16 protein-coding genes and 1 pseudogene are annotated in these 19,941 nt (G+C 31.2%); 4 read left to right on the plus strand and 13 right to left on the minus strand.

What is annotated here, in order from left to right:
* Positions 1-57 precede the first annotated feature (57 nt).
* From MY490_RS12205 to MY490_RS12230, 7 genes and pseudogenes are all read right to left on the minus strand, one after another.
* Entirely contained in the window at positions 58-792 is a 735-nt protein-coding gene (locus tag MY490_RS12205) for an SIMPL domain-containing protein (protein ID WP_248265968.1), read from the minus strand.
* 173 nt (positions 793-965) lie between these two features.
* On the minus strand, positions 966-1,094 hold the full coding sequence (locus tag MY490_RS22155) for a hypothetical protein (RefSeq protein ID WP_282439793.1): 129 nt from the start codon (positions 1,092-1,094) through the stop codon (positions 966-968).
* Between the two features lie 326 nt (positions 1,095-1,420).
* A complete protein-coding gene (locus tag MY490_RS12210) occupies positions 1,421-2,392 on the minus strand; it encodes a DUF4822 domain-containing protein (protein ID WP_248265969.1) in 972 nt (323 codons plus the stop codon).
* Positions 2,393-2,467: 75 nt separating this feature from the next.
* Positions 2,468-3,141: pseudogene (locus tag MY490_RS12215) on the minus strand (ankyrin repeat domain-containing protein).
* A 318-nt stretch (positions 3,142-3,459) separates the two neighbouring features.
* On the minus strand, positions 3,460-4,011 hold the full coding sequence (locus MY490_RS12220) for an RNA 2'-phosphotransferase (protein WP_248265970.1): 552 nt from the start codon (positions 4,009-4,011) through the stop codon (positions 3,460-3,462).
* A 221-nt stretch (positions 4,012-4,232) separates the two neighbouring features.
* Positions 4,233-4,919: a response regulator transcription factor gene (locus MY490_RS12225; RefSeq protein ID WP_097977592.1), complete on the minus strand. Its 687-nt coding sequence runs from the start codon at positions 4,917-4,919 to the stop codon at positions 4,233-4,235.
* A complete protein-coding gene (locus MY490_RS12230; RefSeq protein ID WP_248265971.1) occupies positions 4,916-6,364 on the minus strand; it encodes a sensor histidine kinase in 1,449 nt (482 codons plus the stop codon). Before MY490_RS12230 ends, MY490_RS12225 begins: the two co-directional genes overlap by 4 nt.
* A gap of 259 nt (positions 6,365-6,623) precedes the next feature.
* Here MY490_RS12230 and MY490_RS12235 point away from each other — a divergent pair, with 259 nt between their 5' ends.
* Entirely contained in the window at positions 6,624-6,953 is a 330-nt protein-coding gene (locus MY490_RS12235) for a nuclease-related domain-containing protein (protein WP_248265972.1), read from the plus strand.
* Between the two features lie 39 nt (positions 6,954-6,992).
* On the plus strand, positions 6,993-7,601 hold the full coding sequence (locus MY490_RS12240) for a hypothetical protein (protein ID WP_248265973.1): 609 nt from the start codon (positions 6,993-6,995) through the stop codon (positions 7,599-7,601).
* A 241-nt stretch (positions 7,602-7,842) separates the two neighbouring features.
* On the opposite strand, the gene MY490_RS22160 is transcribed toward MY490_RS12240, so the two are convergent.
* The 3 genes from MY490_RS22160 to MY490_RS12265 all read right to left on the minus strand — a co-directional run bounded on the left by MY490_RS22160 (position 7,843) and on the right by MY490_RS12265 (position 15,136).
* Positions 7,843-12,006 (minus strand): S8 family serine peptidase, encoded by a 4,164-nt coding sequence (locus MY490_RS22160; RefSeq protein WP_282439794.1) that lies wholly within the window; start codon positions 12,004-12,006, stop codon positions 7,843-7,845.
* A 630-nt stretch (positions 12,007-12,636) separates the two neighbouring features.
* A complete protein-coding gene (locus tag MY490_RS12260) occupies positions 12,637-13,389 on the minus strand; it encodes a hypothetical protein (protein ID WP_248265974.1) in 753 nt (250 codons plus the stop codon).
* A gap of 280 nt (positions 13,390-13,669) precedes the next feature.
* A complete protein-coding gene (locus tag MY490_RS12265) occupies positions 13,670-15,136 on the minus strand; it encodes a long-chain-fatty-acid--CoA ligase (protein ID WP_248265975.1) in 1,467 nt (488 codons plus the stop codon).
* Between the two features lie 266 nt (positions 15,137-15,402).
* On the opposite strand from MY490_RS12265, the gene MY490_RS12270 reads away from it, so the two are divergent.
* Complete coding sequence (locus MY490_RS12270; RefSeq protein WP_248265976.1) at positions 15,403-16,482, plus strand: site-2 protease family protein; 1,080 nt, start codon at positions 15,403-15,405, stop codon at positions 16,480-16,482.
* Between the two features lie 374 nt (positions 16,483-16,856).
* Here the strand turns inward: MY490_RS12270 and MY490_RS12275 are convergent, their stop codons facing one another.
* The gene (locus MY490_RS12275; protein WP_248265977.1) at positions 16,857-17,210 is read right to left on the minus strand and encodes a hypothetical protein; all 354 of its coding nucleotides are present in this window, start codon (positions 17,208-17,210) and stop codon (positions 16,857-16,859) included.
* 303 nt (positions 17,211-17,513) lie between these two features.
* Here MY490_RS12275 and MY490_RS12280 point away from each other — a divergent pair, with 303 nt between their 5' ends.
* Positions 17,514-17,999 (plus strand): DinB family protein, encoded by a 486-nt coding sequence (locus MY490_RS12280; protein WP_248265978.1) that lies wholly within the window; start codon positions 17,514-17,516, stop codon positions 17,997-17,999.
* 328 nt (positions 18,000-18,327) lie between these two features.
* On the opposite strand, the gene MY490_RS12285 is transcribed toward MY490_RS12280, so the two are convergent.
* Both MY490_RS12285 and MY490_RS12290 read right to left on the minus strand, forming a co-directional pair.
* The gene (locus MY490_RS12285) at positions 18,328-19,266 is read right to left on the minus strand and encodes an aminoglycoside phosphotransferase family protein (protein ID WP_248265979.1); all 939 of its coding nucleotides are present in this window, start codon (positions 19,264-19,266) and stop codon (positions 18,328-18,330) included.
* Between the two features lie 176 nt (positions 19,267-19,442).
* On the minus strand, positions 19,443-19,910 hold the full coding sequence (locus tag MY490_RS12290; protein ID WP_248265980.1) for an NUDIX domain-containing protein: 468 nt from the start codon (positions 19,908-19,910) through the stop codon (positions 19,443-19,445).
* Positions 19,911-19,941: the final 31 nt, after the last annotated feature.

Consider the following 19,941-nt stretch of genomic DNA (forward strand, 5'->3'; position numbering starts at 1 on the left):
AATTTGCAATCCTAATGTGAATTTTATATATATCTGTCAAATTCGAATTTTAAACATTTAATAACTTACATAATTAAACATTGCCTGTACTGAAGCAGTTATTTTAATTTGTCCCTCTTGAATTGGTGTAGTTGGTCCGCTGAATGCTGCTGCAGTCATTGTTAATGATGACATCGGGCGTACAACTTGAATCCCTTCATCAGACATCCAAATTGGTATGTTATTAATCGATAACCCCAGGGATTTCGCGATGTTTTCTGCATTCATTTTTGCATTTAAAGTAGCCTTTTGTAGTGCTTCTCCGTAATACGGTTCGGGATTTGCTATTTCGAATGTAAGATTCCTTACTTCATTTGCTCCATTTTCAACTGCAACATCAATCACTTTCCCAACATTTGCAAGATCTTTCACGATTACTTTGAAAATATGACTCACTCGATATCCCTTAAAAATTTGTTGTGAATCTTGGTAATCAACAATTCGATCGATTGTATATGAATTCGTTTCAATTTCTTCTTGTTTAATTCCTTCACCTTTTAATGCTTCTATCATTTTATTTGAAATGATAGCATTCTCTGTTTGAGCCGTTTGTACTTTCATATTTTCTACTACTGATCCTAATAGGACAAACGATTGGTCGGGCTTTACTGATACTTCACCTTTTCCTGTTGCTTTAATCGTATAATTACTATTCATATTGCCTGATCGGAAAGCACTTTGATATGGAGGGGTTGAATAATCATATCGCATACCTGTTAAGTTATAATTATTTACTGGATAAATCTTCCTCACATCCTTTTAAGATGAAAAATATTGTATTTGTGCCCATTTATTTTATGTATTGAAGGCTTTTTCTGTGATTAGTTCGAATTAATGTTATGAGGTTATAATCAAAAAAGCTTGTAAACTTCTGGAAAATCCCACTGTCTACAAGCTTTTACAATATGTATAGTTTAAAAATAATGTTATCTCTCATCGTTTATTTTTGATTCTTCTTCATCCAAGTTATCATCATAGTCTTTTTGTTTCCCAATTTCTATTGGTACTTCATATTTTGGTACACTGCCATTGTAATATATAGAAATGTAATCCATTTGAATTCCCCTTTTTAAATGATAGATTGAAAGTTGTCGGATAGTAAATTCGTTATTAATTTGCGAAAATTAATCAACATTTTAATTAAACAAGATAATACCTTTCAATACTATTGGGGGGAATTTTATTCTTTTCATATAGTAAAGATTATTAAAAATAACAATGATTAGGCTAATTCTAGGTACGAACACCTTCGAAATGAAGTATTTAGACACTAATATTATTGGGGGAATTTTTAAATAAACTGAAAAAATCTAATATTTTTATTGAAAATTATTTATACATAAATATAAGGAATGGAGTTCTCCATCCCTTTTTAAGTTTATTAGAAACTAAACATTGGTTTAAAATCACCTTTATAAGGTTCATGCTCAACAAATACAGTTATATCCTTACCATCTTTGTCTTTTCCTGTTCTTTTGTAAGTAAATTTATTATTATTAAGCTCAGTCAATTCAAGAACAGCACCATACTTATTTGTTCCGATTGAAACATGTGCTCTGATTTTATTTTCGTGGGCAATATCGAAATATCCATAGTCACCTCGGCTTTTACCTGTTTCTAAATTGAAAAACTCATATTTATTAGAGTATCCATCAAATTTTGCAAGACTAATAAAATTCGTATTATATTTCGTTACGTCCTTCCCTTGTTCATCTAGTACTTTTGTACCATTCCAAAGTGTTCTACCTAAAATTCTATCACCATCAACTTTTTTTACAATCTCGCCTGTTTTAGAATCTAATTTTTTATCAGGATCTGTAAAAGAAAGCTGTTTTTCTTTATAAGGAACATGTTCAACATATACTTCTACATCGTTACCGTTTGCATCTTTCCCCATTCTTTTATAAGTAAATACGTTTTTATTTAGTTTTGTCATATCGACTACAGCTTGGTAATTCATTGATTCAGAAATTAAAACTCGTTTTTTACCATCATTTGTAATAAAGAATGTTCCTTTATCACCACGACTTTGACCAGTTTTTGCATCAAAAAATTCGTATCTACCTGATTTTGCATCATATTTAGCAAGACCAATAAAATTTGCGTTCTCTTTTGTTAAATCATGATGATTTTTATCATACACTCTTGTACCTTGCCAGTTTGTACTACTTAAAATATTAGCCATTACCTGGCCCTTTGTTAACTTGTTCTTAACTTTTTTAGGTGCTTTGTATACTCTTTCTTGTTTTTGTTTACCATGCTCTACTTGTGCGTTAGCAGCAGAATTATAACTTGTTACTACTAAAGATACTCCGAGTAATATTGATGAAATTGTTTTTGTTTTTTTAATCATTTTAATGATCTCCTCATATTTTTATCGTTATTTATATAATCTCCAATTATTCTTACAATTGGTCATGAACTTTGATTATCTAGCACCTGCTTTTAGCAAAATCTCTTCTATCTCTTTAAAACCTCTCTCACGTGCATGCTTTAAAGGGCTAACATTCTCACGATCAGACAAATTAACATCTGCTCCATGATCTATAAGCAATTGTACTGTTTGCTGTTGTTTTTCACTTCCATCGTTCAAAATAATTGCTTCCAAAAGTGCCGTCCAACCTAAATTATTAACATGATTAACATCAATCTCGGTATTAGTAAGAAGTTCATTGACCACATCTACATATCCATGTTCTGAAGCGGGAATTAATGCTGTTTCACCTATCGGTTCGTAATTGTTGGATCAGCACCAGCTTTTATTGTAAGTTTTAGAATATCAATAAAACCTTCAGCACCAGCATATAAAAATGGATTGTTTTTCATATGATCACGAATATTGACATCTGCGCCTGCATCAATCAGTACTTTGGCAGTTTTGAAATCATTATGATAAGTTGAAATCATTATGGCAGTTTGTCCATTAGAATTCTGTGCATTCATATCCGCACCATTCTCAATTAACTTCTTAATGAGATCAGTTTCTCCTCGTTTAGCTGCTTGAAATAACTGTTCGTTCACTTTTTCTTCCCCCTTAGCAAATGAGGCACATCCATTTAGCAAAAGTATGCAGCTCGTTATTACTGCAAGTAACTTCCACATAAAGTACAACAGCCTCCTTTTCCATTACAAATCACCATAAAAATATCGTATTATTCCTGGGAAATTTTCCTCAAATCTTTTTCATAAGTTAGATCATTGTTTGTCTGAAATCTATGTTAATCCTTAAATGAAAACTCCTTCTAAACAAATTATTAAAAAAGTATAAAATTTTTAATAATAATTATTTATGGATTGCCTCTAATGTTTTTTGAAAAAAAAAAATGACTGTCCAATTAGACAGTCATACACAAATACTTGATCTACTAAATTTTTGTTCGGATACTATAAAAAACTATTACTAGTTCAATTATTTCAATGCTAAAAACTTTCAATTTTTAATTTATATTTAGGTGAAATATAATCAGTCAACCACACTTCATTGTCAGCATAAAAAAATTTAACACCATTCTCGTAGGCATTTTTAGCATCTACTTTCAAAATTACTAATTCTCCCCTACGTTTTCCAGCCAATGTCGCGAATTCAACCCCTTCAGATAAATGAACATAATTACGTCCCATTGGTTTTAACCCTTCTTTGTGAATTAGTTCTTCAACTTTTTTATTTGTACCATGATAAAGAATCTCAGGAGGTTTTTTTGGCTGATATTGTATTTTAGTTTTCGAGTGCCCATAATTCGCTTTAATTCTATCACTATTTATTGCATACCGTTGTTTTGGACAATTCTTTACAACCTGAGTAATATTTTCAACAGTGACACCGCTCCAATTTGTTTGACTATTTATTGCATCAACTAATTCTGATATGGAACATGACCCATCTTCTTTTAAATTCACTCCAAATTTTAATGGGTCATGTCTTAAAATTTTACTCATAAATTTACTTAGTTTTTCTTCGTCTTTTTGATTCATTTTTTTAATTCCACCCTATTTTTTTCAATTTTTTAATGGTTTGAAATGCAAGTTTTTCAACAATTACATTTTGTTTATTATCTAAATCCCATATTTATCTATAAAATTCTACTTTCATTACTTCATTCCTTGTTCAAACAAACTACTATATAGTTAATCTTGCGAGTAAAATGTCAAAATAAAGAAAAAACCGGCACTATGTGACGGTTAAAAAACATAATTTAAATATTAAATCGATACCCTGCTCCCCAAACTGTTTCCAAGAACTTAGGGTTTGTAGGGTCTCTTTCTATTTTTTCACGTAATCTACTAATATGGACAGTTACAGTTGAAACGTCTGCCGCTGACTCGAGGCCCCAAACCTTTTCATAGAGCTGTTCTTTACTTAAAACTTGGTTCGGATTCATTACAAAAAACACCATTAAATCAAATTCTTTTGTCGTAAAGGGTACTTCTTTTTCGTTAATAAAAACTTTACGAGCTGAACGATCGATTGATATTCCATGAACGAAAATTGTTTTTGAAACGGTATTGTTACCAGCTAGCCTTTCATATCGAGATAAATGTGCCTTTACTCTTGCAACTAGTTCACTAGGACTAAATGGCTTTGTAATGTAATCGTCCGCACCTAAACCGAGGCCTCTAATTTTATCGATATCTTCTTTTTTAGCAGATACAAATAAAATAGGAATGTTTTTTACCGCTCGTATTTCTTTACAAATTTCAAAACCATTTTTTCCTGGCAGCATGATATCCAATATGATTAAATCATAATTTCCTTTTAGTGCATGTTGAAGGCCTTCATCGCCATTATGTTGAATATCTACACGAAAATCATTTATTTCTAAATAATCTCTTTGTAATTCTGCAATGCTTATATCATCTTCAATCAGTAATATTTCTTTCAATTTCTCTCACCTTTCTTTAAGGAAAAGAATATACTTGTCCCCTTACCAATCTCACTATTTGCCCAGATTTTCCCTCCGTGCTCTTCAACAATTTGTTTTGCGATTGCCAGCCCTAAACCACTACCGCCAGTTTGTGAATTTCTTGATTGTTCTGCACGGTAAAAACGTTCAAAAATAAATGGTAACGCAGCAGGATCAATCCCTTGACCATTATCTGTTACTTCAACAATTACTTCATTTAACTGTTCATTTAATGAAAATGAAATTTTCTTCTCTTCTTTGTTCATATATTTCACACAATTGCTTACTAAGTTCGACAACACTCTTTTTAATTTCTCTCGATCCGTTGTAACATTGATTGATTTATTTGACTGATTAAATTCTATCTTGATCCCTTGCTGCAGTAAATCTAAATAAATTTCCTCAATATAGCTTCCTATATATTTATTCATTTCGACATTTTCAAAGTGAAAGGGTTCTTTTTTTAAATCCAGTTTAGAAAACAAGAACAATTCATCGATTAATGAATCCATATCCTTTGCTTTAGAGTAAACTGTTGATAAATATTTTTCCATTTTCTCCGGAGTATTTGCTACACCATCCTTTATCCCTTCCACATATCCAATTATTGAAGTAATTGGTGTTTTCAAATCATGTGAAATATTGGACAATAGCTCTTTACGATTTTCTTCATATTGAATCTGGAGATTGATCGATTCTTTTAATTTGATTCTCATTTCCTCAAACGCTTTATTTAATACACCGATTTCATCATTTGAACTCGTATCAATTACAAAATTCAAATCTCCAACTTTAATTTTTTCTGCACCATTTTTAAGTTTTGAGATTGGCCTAATAATGCTTCGGGAAACTAAATAGTTTAACATTCCGATTATCATAATAAATAAAAATAGCAATAAACCTAGTAAAATTGGAAAAAGATTACGAATAACCTCGGTATATGAGCTTGCCTTCTTTAAGACAAAAATACTCCCTTGACTTTGATCTGGAAAATAAAAATCAAATTTCACATACGTAAAAAATATATCATTAATTTTAATCGTATCGCGAGTATTAATATTCGTTTCCTCAAACCCTGGAAGCGCTTGTTCCAACACTTTTTTGTCTAACGACGGGGAAGCGTACCCGATCTGTTTTCCCTTTCGGACTACAATTCCGATATTCTTATGTTCAATACTTTTGAGTTCCTTCTTATTAAGTAACTGCTTAGGATTATGTTTAGCAAGTAGCTTCAAATCAAGAAACAGACTTTCTTCTACTGTAGTCAAAGGCTTTTGTACATAAGTCTTTTTGTAAAGATTTTCTACAGACTTTACATCTCCTGTTATTGCAAAAATTATTAAAAAACCTGCTGCCAATAATAACGAGATCGAAAAAAGAATCACCCCAATATAAGACAACAGAAACCTCATTTTAATTGACATTTATTTCACTCACTCGGTAATAAAATTTTATTTAAATAATCTTTTTTCTTAGCATGCAAGCTACTTTCGTAAACTACACACTCTAAAAATTAAAGTGTTTTTTCCAATTGAAATTATGTGAACTATATCATATAAATCTTAAAAAAGTGTAAAATTTTTGTGAAATAAGTCTAAACAACAAACATTTCATAAAATAGTTAAAAAATCATCAATTATGTAGTTGAATTTGAATTTAAGATAGATTGAAAGGATGTGAAATATGAAAAATCAAAAAGAACGACTCGAATCAAAGGATTTAAGGATTTATCAAATATTAAATGCAAGGAGCGAACTAGCTGATGAGGATTCAGCATACTTATCCTATCTAGAAAAAGGGTTCAAAGGTGAAAAAAAATTTGATGAATGGACTTCAACACTTTCAGATAACTGGCTTTTCCTTAACGATTTATTGTTCGAATGTAACAAATCCGAATTCCAAATTGATTCGATTGGTATCAACGGAGAAACTATCTATTTATTTGAAGTGAAAAATTTTGAAGGAGATTATTATATAGAAGGAGATCGATGGTATAAAACCACAAAAACCTAAATAAAAAATCCTTACGAACAACTTAAAAGAACCGAATCCATGCTACGAAAATTACTTATTGAACATAAGATTCATTTCAAAATAAAACCACATTTAGTTTTTGTAAACTCCGAATTTTTTTTATACAATGCCCCTATGAACCTACCAATTACTTTCCCATCACAATTAAATCGCTTTATAAACGAATTAAACATGCAACATTTCAATTTAAATGTTAATCATTTCAAACTCACCAAAGAATTTTTATCACTTCATAAAACAGAGTCAAAATACTCTCAATATCCAATGTATCACTATGACCAACTAGTAAAAGGGATCATTTGTGTTAACTGTAATGCATATATAACCGAGGTTAAAAAGGGTAAGCTGATCTGTCAAGCCTGTGACTATGTAGAAGATCTGCCCAATAGAATATTAAGGAGTATTGAAGAACTTAAATTACTCTTTCCAGATAGAAAAATAACAACTAATGCGGTTTATGATTGGTGTGGAATTTATAAATCTAAAAAAGGAATTTGTAAAGTACTTCGTAAAAATTTCAATATGAATGGTCATGGAAAAATTTTTCATCTCTTTTCTTTTTTAGTTCCTCATGAACACCTCATGAGGAATCGTATTTCACCTTTTTCCTTTTTTACTTCCTCATGAACATCTTATGAGGAAGCATTTTTCATCTTTTTGCTATTATACTTCCTCATGAGCACCTTATGAGGAAGCATTTTTCATCTTTTGCTATTTTACTTCCTCATGAACAACCCATGAGGAAGCATTTTTCATCTTTTTGCTATTTTACTTCCTCATGAACTCATTTTTGTCTTACTCTCAATAATTGGTCTCACAGAAAAACCACCAGCATAAAAGCTGGTGGCCATAATCTACAAAACAAAACTTATCCTAATGGTTTAATATAATCGTCAATCGTTTTCCCTTTATATTTTGTAACTGGTTTGATTTTTCCAGATACATCAGGGTTTTGCATTAAATAGTTTCTCTTAACAAAATCAAGATCTTTGAAATCAACTTTTCCGTCGAAATTGATATCTGCATTTCGATCATTTGTATTTAGTTTGCTAGTGATGTAGATTGCATCAAGTATATCTACAACGTTATCATTGTTAACATCTCCAGCCTTCATCGTTGCGTAGTAGAAATATTTTAATTTTCCAGCATCCATTGCACCGTATGAATCTACCATTTCATTAACATTTACATGTCTTTCAAAATGTCCTGGTATTTTGATAACGATTTCGTATGATTGATCTAGTAATGGTAAATTTGGTACTGAGAATCTAGCAGCACTGTTGATGGTTGCATCATAACGTTTTCCATCTGTACCGCCAATAATGTATACTTCTGCTCCTACTTTTGAGTAATCCTTCTTTGTATCTAACCAAATTGAATTACCTGGAATAAATCCATCAGGTAGGAATCCACCTTCAAGAATTGAGTAAGATGGAATGATATTAACACCTTGTCCAAATTTGTTGTTAATCGTCATTTGTGGTTGACCTAAAATGTTCGCTTTAGCAGTTTGGAACCCTAATTGTTGAACCCATTTTGTATATAAGCTTGGCTTATCTTTTACTTTTAAAGTAATCGTAGCCACTGGCATATTAGCATTAATTCCTGTTGAAGGAGTTGGTCCATCTAAACTTGTCGTTAATTTAAGCCAGTTATTAGATGTATCGGTTTTTTGATCTTGAGCGGTTAAGTTAGCTGTTAATCCTAAAGCCTTTGCTGCATTAACAAATTCGCTACTTATTTCAGTACTTTGGTATTCAAATACATCTTTAGGATAAGCAAGTGTAAACTCACCACCCATTAAGTTTTTAATGTTATGTTCACTTAATGTTACTTTAACAGTATCACCGTATTTTGCGTCAAATTTGTCAGTTGTTAATTTGATGTAAGGTTGTCCTTTTTTAACTAATGTGTATGTTTGACTTGGGTGATTTTGAATACCGTTTGTTGCAATGTCTTGGCCTAATAAAGTCATTGTTGAGAAATTTTTCTCTGCTTGGATTTTTCTTGTATATTCAAAGTTACCATTGCTGTCAACGACTAATGGTACATTACCAATAGGGTTTTGTGCACCAGTTACTTTAACTGTATTTTTAGATTGGTCAATCTTATCACCGTTTTTGTTAATTTGATCAATACTTGAATCTGAAATATTACCAGTAATTTTTAGTCCTGCATCATCTACTTCATAAACTCCACCTGGAACATTCATTTTCATCGTTGGTAGCGTATTATCAATGGCAACTTGCTGAGACTTTTTAAATACTTTTCCTTCTTCGTTTGTACCAACAACTTCAATTTCATATCGTCCTGGAGAAGCAAGAGCTTTTGTAACATGAACTGGTTGGTCAGGATTTCCTGTGAACGGGAAGTAAAGTCCGTTAAATCCACCATCTAAACCGAATGTCATTCCTTCATTAAATCCACCATCAAATGCGTCGATCATCCCTAATTGCTCACCAGTATCCGCATTCTTTAAAATGATATCAACTGTTTCCATGCGACTATTCAGAGAGAACGCGATTCCAGTAGATCCAGAGATTGGGAACGGTAAATCTCTTCTTGTATTAAAAGCTTTTGTTGTTAATAAAACCTCTTTAACTCCTTGCTCCATTTTATTTAAGCCAAATGGAATTTGATATACTTCACTACTGTCTTCTTTATTCGTAAAAGTAATGTATCCTTCATAAATGCCTAATTCAGCTGTTTTTGGAACAGTAAGGATTGGTTTAATTTTTGACATACCTTGAACTTTTGCTCTAACTTCTGATGGCATATCTAGAGTAATACCATTCTTTACTGCATCCTTATCGTAACTGTCAATTTTATTAAATTGAACCTTTACGTCAAACACTTTATCTTCATTTGAATTATTTGTAAGTTCAATTGTCTTTTTGTCTGTATAATCCTCTTCTGTTGAAACAATAGCCCCATAGCTTAGGTCACCAGACGTCTCAGGGATCATCATTTTTTCACCATTTTCATCTAGTGTTGGCGCTTCGTCCTTCACACCAATTTGAATTGAAGAGTGTACAGCTTCATCTGCATCAATTCTTCCCGATCCTTCTTCAAAAACACTATATGATCCGTTTAAGGCATCTGCTGTATTCATTAATGCTAACTTAACTTGCTCAGGAGTATAGTCAGGATGAGCTTGTAAAATTAAAGCAGCAGAGCCTGTAACATGTGGTGCAGCCATCGAAGTACCATCAAATCGTGCATATGCATGTTCGTAGTCATCTTTATGTGCTACTCCATTATAGTAAGCAGGAATTGAAGAAAATACAGCCACACCAGGTGCAGTGACCTCTGGCTTAATATCATAATATCTTCTAGCTGGTCCTTTTGAACTAAAGTCCGCCAATTTATCCCCATCAGTCTCATAAGATCCAAAATCATTCATCGTTACGGTAACATTACCTTTTGATAGCATATTGACAAGTTTTGTACCTTGATCATTTGGAATACTAAAAGTTGGGATAAAGTCAAAGTTGTTTCCGAAATAATAAGGTATATAAGTTTCACCAGTGATATTATTGAACATGATTACGGCCTTAGCACCATTTGCCTTTGCATTCTTAATTTTTACATTTAAAGTTAAATCGCCACGCTCCATCAGTACAATCTTATCTTTAACATTTTTACCATTGTAATCGGTAACTTGACCTTTACCTACATAAACAATTGGAAGGTTAGATCCCTTTAACGTATTGAGATTAGTATAATCTGAACCTAGCATTCTCATATTATCTAATTTAGCAGTTTCAGTTGCTGAAGCTGCAACTGCATTACTAGTTTGGACTGTAATTGGCGAACTGCTTGCGCCAACTGTAATACCAAGCGCTGATGAAGCTGGGCTTCCAATCGTATACTGGTTAGGTCCAGCATTACCAGCAGCAAGAACACAAACTGTTCCAGCTACAGTAGCATTATTGATCGCAACCGCCAATGGATCAAGCGGATTAGCAACAGGTGCTCCTAATGATAAGTTAATGACATCCATCTTATCTTCTACTGCTTTTTCAATTCCTGCAAGTATTGTATTCGATGGTCCAGAACCATATGGTCCAAGAACTTTATAGCCATAAAGTTCGACTTCTGGAGCTACACCTGTTATGGCAAAATCGGATTTATTTTTACCCGTTCCCGCAATAATACCTGATACATGTGTTCCATGTGCCGTATACCAAGGTTCACCTGAAATTGGACTTATTTCAGGTTGTCCAGATTTTTTCCAATCATCATAAGAAGACTCCATAGGATCTGAGTCGTTATTTACAAAATCATATCCTCCTTTATACACATCTTTTATATCAGGATGAGTATAATCGATACCTGTATCAATGACACCTACTTTAATACCTTTACCAGCGATACCTTCTTTATGTAGTTTTTCAGCACCGATTTGTTCCATATTATTTAATTTTATCGATGCGTTGCTATTCGGCTCACCACTTTGTTCTACAAATGGTTCAACCGTAATTTCTCGATCTTCATAAACAGCATTTACCGTATCTAATGTTAAAAGTTCTTTTACTTCATTAGCAGGTAGCGTTATTGCAACACCGTTAAATATACTCTTGTATTCTCTTTTAATCTCAACCGATTTTAATTTTGCATTTCCATTTAATTGTTCTTTGAATTTTTTATGAGATTCTTCTACTTTATCTCTTGACTCCTGAATGGAAGCTTTAAGACCACTAGTTTGATTGATTTTAAAATCAATTTCTGATGGTGCTTGTTTAAACTGAACAATCACATTTAAAGGTGAGTCTACATTTAAATCTACATCAGGCGAAATCTTTAGCCCCCCGGCATTATTATTTTCTTGCATGCTATGAATCATTTCCCGATCGGCGTTAGAAATATTTTTTATATAACTATCAATATCTTTAATACTAGTATTTGAACCCGTAGAGTTTGTCACAGCAAATGTTTTGTGACCATTAATTAAACTAGCTGAAAATAAGCTAGAGGTAATTACCCCGGCAGTCATTACTTTGACGATTTTTTTGTTTTTACACTTATTCATCTACATTCTCCTTTTTTTCACTTTTCTGAAAAATCTTACAATTATCATTATAATAAGACAAATACAGAAAGTGTATTGGGGAATTTAGACGAAATTAAACTTCATTTTTCTACAAAAAATACATTCATTCCCAATAAATCTTTTTATTATTCGTTATGATAATCTCTAAAAATTTAGTAGATTTCAAAAAGGAACATTAAAATTATATACAAATTTATTAAATAAAGTCAGATTATTCGTCTATTTTTTTAACTTAGTTTTAATCATTTTCATATGGGCTTCTTTATGAAAATAAAAAAGTGAAAAAATCACAAAAGGATGTTTTTTGTTGTTTTTTGTAAGATTTTTTCACCTAAAATTTGCGGGATTTGTAGGAATTCATTTCAAATTTCAGGATTTTTTTATTAAAAACAATATATTAAACTAAAAAAGCTATACTCTTTTTTGAAGTATAAGATTTAGATATTATTATAATCAAGATCACTTCTCTTAAAAACAGTTTAATGCGCTTATAATTTCATCTAATTTTTTTCCATTGGCATTTTATTTGGCGTTTTCAGCTTTTTTTAGTTTGAAAGTATATATAAATAAAAAATACACCTCTATTAATGAGGTGCATAGCATGATCATTTATTTATGAAAGAGGACTCGATCATACTTGATTTCCTTACTTAATGTTTCCCCATCTTTTTCAATAGGAATATAGCAAATTACCATACCACCTATTGTTTTTTCATTTGGAATATTAAAATGTATCATCGTTTTTGCGCTTTTCCAAACATCAATTGTTGTTGGTAGTGCCACAAGATCATCCTGCCGATCGTAATTTCCTGCGATTATTCCAGTGTTTTCATTCTTTATACCATCAAATGTGCACAATTCTACTCCAGTATAATCTGTTTTGAATGTTACATTATAATAAGTATTTTTTTTATCTTTCCATCTCTCTATTTCAAAATTATGGTTTTTTGTATTCGTTAACAACATTTCATCCATTGGTTCAATAGTTGAATCTTTTTTTGCAGTTGCTTCATTATCAAGTTTGAATTTATATTCACCAGATGCTTTATAACCATCCATTTCAACAATATAAATACCGCTTCTAGGTATAGTAAAAGAACCTTGATATTTTGCCTTCTTTTTAATTGATGTTTCAAAAACAATATCTTTCGTTTTTTTATTATAGACAATTAAATCTACATATCCTTTATTGACAATAAATGAATAGTCAATGTAGTACATTTCTCCTTTATGTGCACTAAACGAAGTTAATTTATCATAATCATCCAATTCAAAAGAGTTGCCATTAGATGATTTCATGGCACAACTCGACAATAATACACATATTAAACTTACACACACGATAAACATTTTCTTTCTCATTTTCGATCCCCTTTGTTTAATGACTAACTTAATAGTCACATATACACAAAGAGTTGGAAAGCAAAATTATTATAAACTACTTCACCGTTTCTTCCTCTAATTCAGTACTAAATCTTACCAAAAATTAGTAGTATTTAGTTCGAATCAATGTGTCAAATATACGAAATTTAGACTATCCCCCCCTTAATTCAGCAGGTCTATTTAACTAGTTTTATACAGAAAAAGATAAAGGCCTAAATTTGCAAAAAAAAAGACCCAATCAAATGATTGGTCTCTAAAATTACTTAAGATTTCTTTTTAAAATTTTCCCTGTACTATTTTTAGGCAGTTCTTTTACAAAATAAATTTCCTTAGGAACTTTATAATAAACAAGTGCTTTTTTACAAAAATCAATGATCTCACTTTCTGAAAGTGAATCATTTGAAACGACTAAATAAGCACACACGCTTTCACCTATTAATTGATTAGGTTTTCCGACTACCGCTGCTTCAATAATATTAGGATGTTGATAAAGTCTCTCCTCTATTTCTCTAGGGTAAACATTATATCCGTTCGTTATAATTACATCTTTTTTTCGATCTAATAAAAATAAATATCCATCTTCATCTTTTTTACCGAGATCACCAGTTTTAAACCAACCGTTAAAAAATGCTTTTTCAGTTACTTCTATATTATTTAAATAACCACTCATCACATTCGGTCCAATCGCAACAACTTCTCCTACTTCACCAGTTGGAACTTCTTCGCCATTTTCATTTACTATTCTTGTTGCAACACTAGGTAGATCAAGACCAACTGATCCTGGTTTACAAATCCCACGATATGGATTGAAAGTAAGAACTGGAGCTGTTTCAGATAATCCATAGCCTTCTACAATTAAGACATTGTATTTTTCTTGAATTGACTGTAATAATTCGATTGGTATCGATGCCCCACCTGAAATACATGCTCTCAAACTACTAAAATCGTTTGCTGTCGCACTCTTTAATTGATATAAATAATTATAAATCGTCGGTACTGCCGCAATTAAAGTAGCTTTTTCTTTTTTGATTACCTCAACTAATTCAGCTGGGTTAAATTTAGGTATGATGATTGTTGATGCTCCATTTAACAAAATCATATTTACACATAATGTTAAGCAAAATGAATGAAACATTGGAAGGACTGCGATCATTTGATCATTTTCACTTAATTCGATTAACCTGGAAAAATCATTTGCATTTTCAATTAAATTAAAATGAGACAACATTGCCCCTTTAGGGTTACCGGTTGTTCCTGATGTATATAGAATAACAGCCGTATCATCTTGAAGGGTTTCAATTTCTTCTAATTGATTTTTTATTACCGTCTGTTGTATTTCATCTATTAAAATAATATTTAATAATGAAGGACACTGATTTTTAACACTTTTAAGTTTTTTCTCCTGTTCACTAGTTGATATAACAAGTTTTGTAGAAGAGTCTTTTAAAATATAGCCGAGCTCACTTTCCGTAAAAGCTGGGTTTAATGGAATGACGATTGCACCTAATCTTAATATTGCTAAATAAGCTTGTACAAACTCAGGAGAATTTCCTAATAAAATCGCAATTTTATCTCCCTTTTCAATCTTATTTTCAACTAATAGTTGTGCTATGTTTTCACACGAAGAAATGAGTTCTTCATAATTTATTTTGTTTCCATCGTAACTAAAAGCTATGTTTTTACCTTTTTTATCTGCTACCTCTTTAATCATCCCATATATATTCATTTCTTTATCAATCCTTAGTTAATTTCATTGTTACTATTTCATATAATAAAATATTCTAGAAAAATGCAAAAGTTAGAAAGATAACTTTCTAACATTTACTTAAACTCATCTAATTTGTTATTTTCATCTTAAATTTTTTCTTTTTTACTCAGTAAAACGGCAGACTTTAGTCCCTATTTCTTTATTATTCTATCAAACAAATAATCTTTAATGATATAATTTTAATACTACATAATCATATCATAATTAGCGAGAAGGTGAAATGAATGGCACAACCAATGATCAATAATAAAACGAAAAAATCGTTAACAAAAATTGGTGTTTTAATCGCACTAATAGGTACTAAATTAAAGCTACTTTTACCGCTATTAAAAGCAGCAAAATTTTTATCTTTTTTGAGCATGATATTGTATTTATTTGTATACGGATTTACTTTTGGATGGTATTTTGCTTTCGCACTTGTTTACTTATTAATATGTCATGAAGGCGGGCACTTAATTGCTGCCAAACAAAAGGGTCTACCAACTTCACCAGCATTTTTTATTCCTTTTGTCGGGGCAGTGATATCACTTAAAGAAATGCCAAAAGATGCTGTAACTGAATCTTATGTAGCGTTTGGTGGTCCGTTTTTAGGCTTAATTTCAGTTCTACCAGCAATTCCGCTCTATCATTACACACATAATGAATTTTTCGGATTAGTCATTGCTTTAGGCTGTATACTTAATTTGTTTAATTTAATTCCTATTTCTCCTCTAGATGGAGGGAGAATTTTAAGTGTATTACCTCCAATTTTTTGGTTTATCGGTATTATGATGATGCTAGTGTATTTATTTTATCAACCTAATTTTATCGCATTTTATATTATTATATTAGGAATTACAACATTCATTAAACGAATTCGAGAAGCTTACCAATTAAAGGTAATTAAAGAAAAAATAAAACTATACGAACATACTATTAAACAATTTCAATTTGGGATTTTTAATGTCTACTCTGATCGTACGATTGTAAAACGTTTCTTTTTCCCATTTTTTGAGGATAATAAGAAGTTAGAATTAGAAATTCATAAAGAACGTCTTGAAATAAATTATCTCATTCGTTCCGTTCGAGCACGTATACATGAACCAGACTTAGACTGGAGAACCTATATTGACGAAAAGATTCAAGAAATTAAGCATAAAAGAATTGCACCTTTACTGAAACAACAAGAAACGTTAGAAACTTACTATGTTTCTAGTAATCGTAAAAAATGGCAAATTTTTATTGCCTATATTATTTTAGCGAGTAGTTTAGCTTTACTTGGATTTTGGAGCTATGGGTTAATTGAACATGTTTTAGGTAGATAAGAGAAAAAGAACCTATTTTGAAAATAATTATTCAAGATAGGTTCTTTTATATTAATTATAAATGTTCTCATGGTATTCGTGACTGTTTTCCATTTCCCTCAGGGGTTTGAAGAATAGTACAAATAATATTCCGTTGTTACAGCTATATGGAATTTTAGTTCAATTAGGAAGTGAAATTATGTAAAAAAATGGAATATCTAAAGATAGAACTAAATCGAAATTTTTAAAAATTGAACTGACTATATGATTTAATAAATCTACTAAAGAATTTCTTCACAGAAGTCATATGCTTTAGTTGAATTTAAAATTGTATTTTTTAAAAAAGGGTTTCTTAAAATTGAAAATGTAAAAAGAATGAGGGTTTTCCTACAAATTCACTCTCTATATCCTCTTCCAATTACTTTCTGTGTTTCACCATCAAAAAACACAATAATATCACCAAGTATTTCACTATTCTTTGTATGAAATGTTACCGAATATACTTCTTTTCCATCGTAACTTTCATCCGTTAGATGTGCTATTTCCTTTGTAACCACTTTTCGCTCTACTACTCCACCACCATCTGGTTTGTCATTTACTAATTCTGCTTTATCTTTATCAGATAGTGTATGATAAACGATTGCTGCTATTGAATAGGAAGATGATTTTTCTTTATGACCGATACCGCAGCCAACCAAAATGATTGCTGATAAAACAACACTCAAAATAAGATGAGAATATTTTTTCAATTACATCACCCCGATTTTATCAATAATCGTATCCAATAAATCATCACTATACAGCCTTTCTATCTTTGCTTTGTTCCTTTTAGGAAGTAAAATGATCCACAATCTCCACATTGGATAATATTTCTACTATTACATATTTCACTTCTATGACTAAAATCCTTTTATTTCCTAATTTTTTATTCAGCACACGCATGTTTTAGTTAACAAGGAATTTAACCGTTGCTTGTTGAAAATACTTATATTTAACAAATTTTGGTAATATTCTAGTAGTGGCTTAATTTTCTATATTAGGAGGGGTTATCATTGCAAATGTTTTTTAAATATAATTGGACGGTAAGAGAAGAATGGTATAGGTGGTGCGAAGAGCTAAGTGAAGAAGAACTACTGTTAACCCGAACTGGTGGAATGGGAAGTATTTTACATACACTTTTTCATATAGTTGATGTAGAGTGGAGCTGGATTCGCGTCTTACAAGGTAAATCTGATTTTCAGGAGAGTTTTAATGCTTATAAAAACTTAGAGAAAGTTCGAGAATTGGACGCTAAATTTCATATTGAAGTGAAAAATTTTGTAGACAGCTGGGATAATGAAATGGAAAATCGATTATTTTACTCTACCTTCCCAGATGGAAGAAAAGTGACGGATACCTGGGGTGAAATCATTAGACATACCATTGCCCATGAAATTCACCATATAGGACAATTATCAATTTGGGCAAGGGAAATCGGAAAACAACCTGTTTCTGCAAATCTAATTGGACGGGGTCTTGCCACTCATTCGAATAAATAATTAACAAAGAATATAGTGTGAGAACGCATTTATTTCTACTAGTTCTTTAGGGAAGATAAATGTCCATGGTTTAGGACTTTTTTTAGTTGAATAACAGTTAGGAGCAGATGGAATATGATCTGCTCTATTTTATTTTTAGGTAATGTAAAATTAGAATGATTAGTAAATGAACAAAACGAGGGTCTATCTTACCAGTTAAATTAGTTGCCTTAGATATTGGGTACTTTAAACTTCCAATCAAATCCTAATAATCAATTACTCTTTTAAAGTTATTAAATTCTGCTTGATTAAAAATTGTTTCAAGTCTCGTGCTAAACTCAATTCTTCTTTACAATAAGGGCAATACATTATTACCTTCACCAAACTGATTTGTATGTAAATCTTCAAAAATATTTATAGTCTGAAAAAAATATTCATTATAAGTTCCTTCATCTTCTAAACTCCAACATGTTGCTAACACAGCATGCGAATATCCCCACAGCAATACTCTTTCTTTATTTAGATTCAATTCTTTTACTAGTAGATCAATTCGATTTTCTAGAGTCGTAGTTATATCTTTCCCTTCTAAGTTGTTCAAAAGAAACTGAATGATGTCATATTCTCTTTCCCCTATTAATCCTTTTGGGTCAATAACTTTCCATGAGTTTTCTCCTGCATTTAATATATTATAATGATGTAAGTCACCGTGAAGTAAGTATTTTGTAGATTTTGTACGATTCATTTCTTTGAAAATATCAAATGCTTTTAATAGCATTTCTTTTGATATAGGACCTAAGCCATAAGGGAATTTTTCAACGATTCGACTTAAGCTTTTTTCTCTACTTAATATGGAAGGTATTTTAGTTGATTTAGGTTCAGCTTTCCATAAATTTTTCATCACTTTGACGGCAATTCCCATTGCCTCTTGTTCATTTTCAATTGTAGCAAGAGCATTTCCAGGCAATAGTTGTTCTAAAATTAGGATTCCTTCATTGATATCAGAATCAATAACTTTAACGAATTCATGATCTTTAAACTCCTTTAAAGCTTCAACCTCACTATTAAATTCCTCATTTGGGACTGCTAGTTTAATGACTGCGTTTTTTTGACCGTCGATTAAAATTGGTGCTACAAAATTATACGATAATTCAAATGGAGATAATATTTTCATATTCCATCGAATTTCACATCTATTACATAAGTCATCAAAATTCTCTAGCCATTTTTCCCCTTTTTCTTTATGGATATCTTTTATGGTTTTTATAAAGTGATCTGGAAGGCTTATCATTTGATCATCCTTTTCTATAAAGAATCGTTTTTAATGATTGAATTTTCTAAAAAAAATGTAGCGTTAAACTGAAGTATAATTGATTTTTTGTAAAAGTAGAAAAATTGAGCTCCTCACTTTTTTAATATCACATAGAGAAACTCAATTTCCTATTAGATGAAAGATGGAGAGAGTATTCAAATTAGTTGCTCTTTTAATTTGTACTCTTCAATTAATTGATTATTTTGGTACTTACCTTTTGCATATTCAATAATTTGATCTTTAATATTTGGATATAAGATGATATTGTCTAATTCATTAATCGGTATCCATTTTACGCCAGTTTGATTTGGATCTGGATTTAGTGGCATCGTTGGAATTGAATCATCTTTAATATGACAGCGGAACATTAAACTTAATCCATGTATTCTATGACCGGTCATATGAGGAGCATTTTCTGATACAAATACTAGTTCCCCAACCTCAACTTCTACACCTGCTTCTTCAAATGCTTCTCTTTTTACAGCCTCAATAATTGTCTCACCAGGTTCGGTACCACCAGCCGGTAAATTATAATGAATTCCGTCCTCATCTGTAAATTCAATTAATAAAACTGAATCATTTTCAACAATTAAAGCACATGCTCTTACACGAATATGATACATAGCTTAGCTTCATCCCCCAATAAAAGTGATT

The organism is Gottfriedia acidiceleris (assembly GCF_023115465.1).
GTDB lineage: Bacteria > Bacillota > Bacilli > Bacillales > Bacillaceae_G > Gottfriedia > Gottfriedia acidiceleris_B.

What these genes read in the sequence shown, in the direction of transcription:
- MY490_RS22155 (WP_282439793.1), bottom strand. Translation starts at nt 1,094, where the DNA reads ATGGATTACATTTCTATATATTACAATGGCAGTGTACCAAAATATGAA.
- MY490_RS12210 (WP_248265969.1), bottom strand. Translation starts at nt 2,392, where the DNA reads ATGATTAAAAAAACAAAAACAATTTCATCAATATTACTCGGAGTATCT.
- MY490_RS12220 (WP_248265970.1), bottom strand. Translation starts at nt 4,011, where the DNA reads ATGAATCAAAAAGACGAAGAAAAACTAAGTAAATTTATGAGTAAAATT.
- MY490_RS12230 (WP_248265971.1), bottom strand. Translation starts at nt 6,364, where the DNA reads ATGTCAATTAAAATGAGGTTTCTGTTGTCTTATATTGGGGTGATTCTT.
- MY490_RS12235 (WP_248265972.1), top strand. Translation starts at nt 6,624, where the DNA reads ATGAAAAATCAAAAAGAACGACTCGAATCAAAGGATTTAAGGATTTAT.
- MY490_RS12240 (WP_248265973.1), top strand. Translation starts at nt 6,993, where the DNA reads ATGCTACGAAAATTACTTATTGAACATAAGATTCATTTCAAAATAAAA.
- MY490_RS22160 (WP_282439794.1), bottom strand. Translation starts at nt 12,006, where the DNA reads ATGAATAAGTGTAAAAACAAAAAAATCGTCAAAGTAATGACTGCCGGG.
- MY490_RS12260 (WP_248265974.1), bottom strand. Translation starts at nt 13,389, where the DNA reads ATGAGAAAGAAAATGTTTATCGTGTGTGTAAGTTTAATATGTGTATTA.
- MY490_RS12265 (WP_248265975.1), bottom strand. Translation starts at nt 15,136, where the DNA reads ATGAATATATATGGGATGATTAAAGAGGTAGCAGATAAAAAAGGTAAA.
- MY490_RS12270 (WP_248265976.1), top strand. Translation starts at nt 15,403, where the DNA reads ATGGCACAACCAATGATCAATAATAAAACGAAAAAATCGTTAACAAAA.
- MY490_RS12285 (WP_248265979.1), bottom strand. Translation starts at nt 19,266, where the DNA reads ATGATAAGCCTTCCAGATCACTTTATAAAAACCATAAAAGATATCCAT.
- MY490_RS12290 (WP_248265980.1), bottom strand. Translation starts at nt 19,910, where the DNA reads ATGTATCATATTCGTGTAAGAGCATGTGCTTTAATTGTTGAAAATGAT.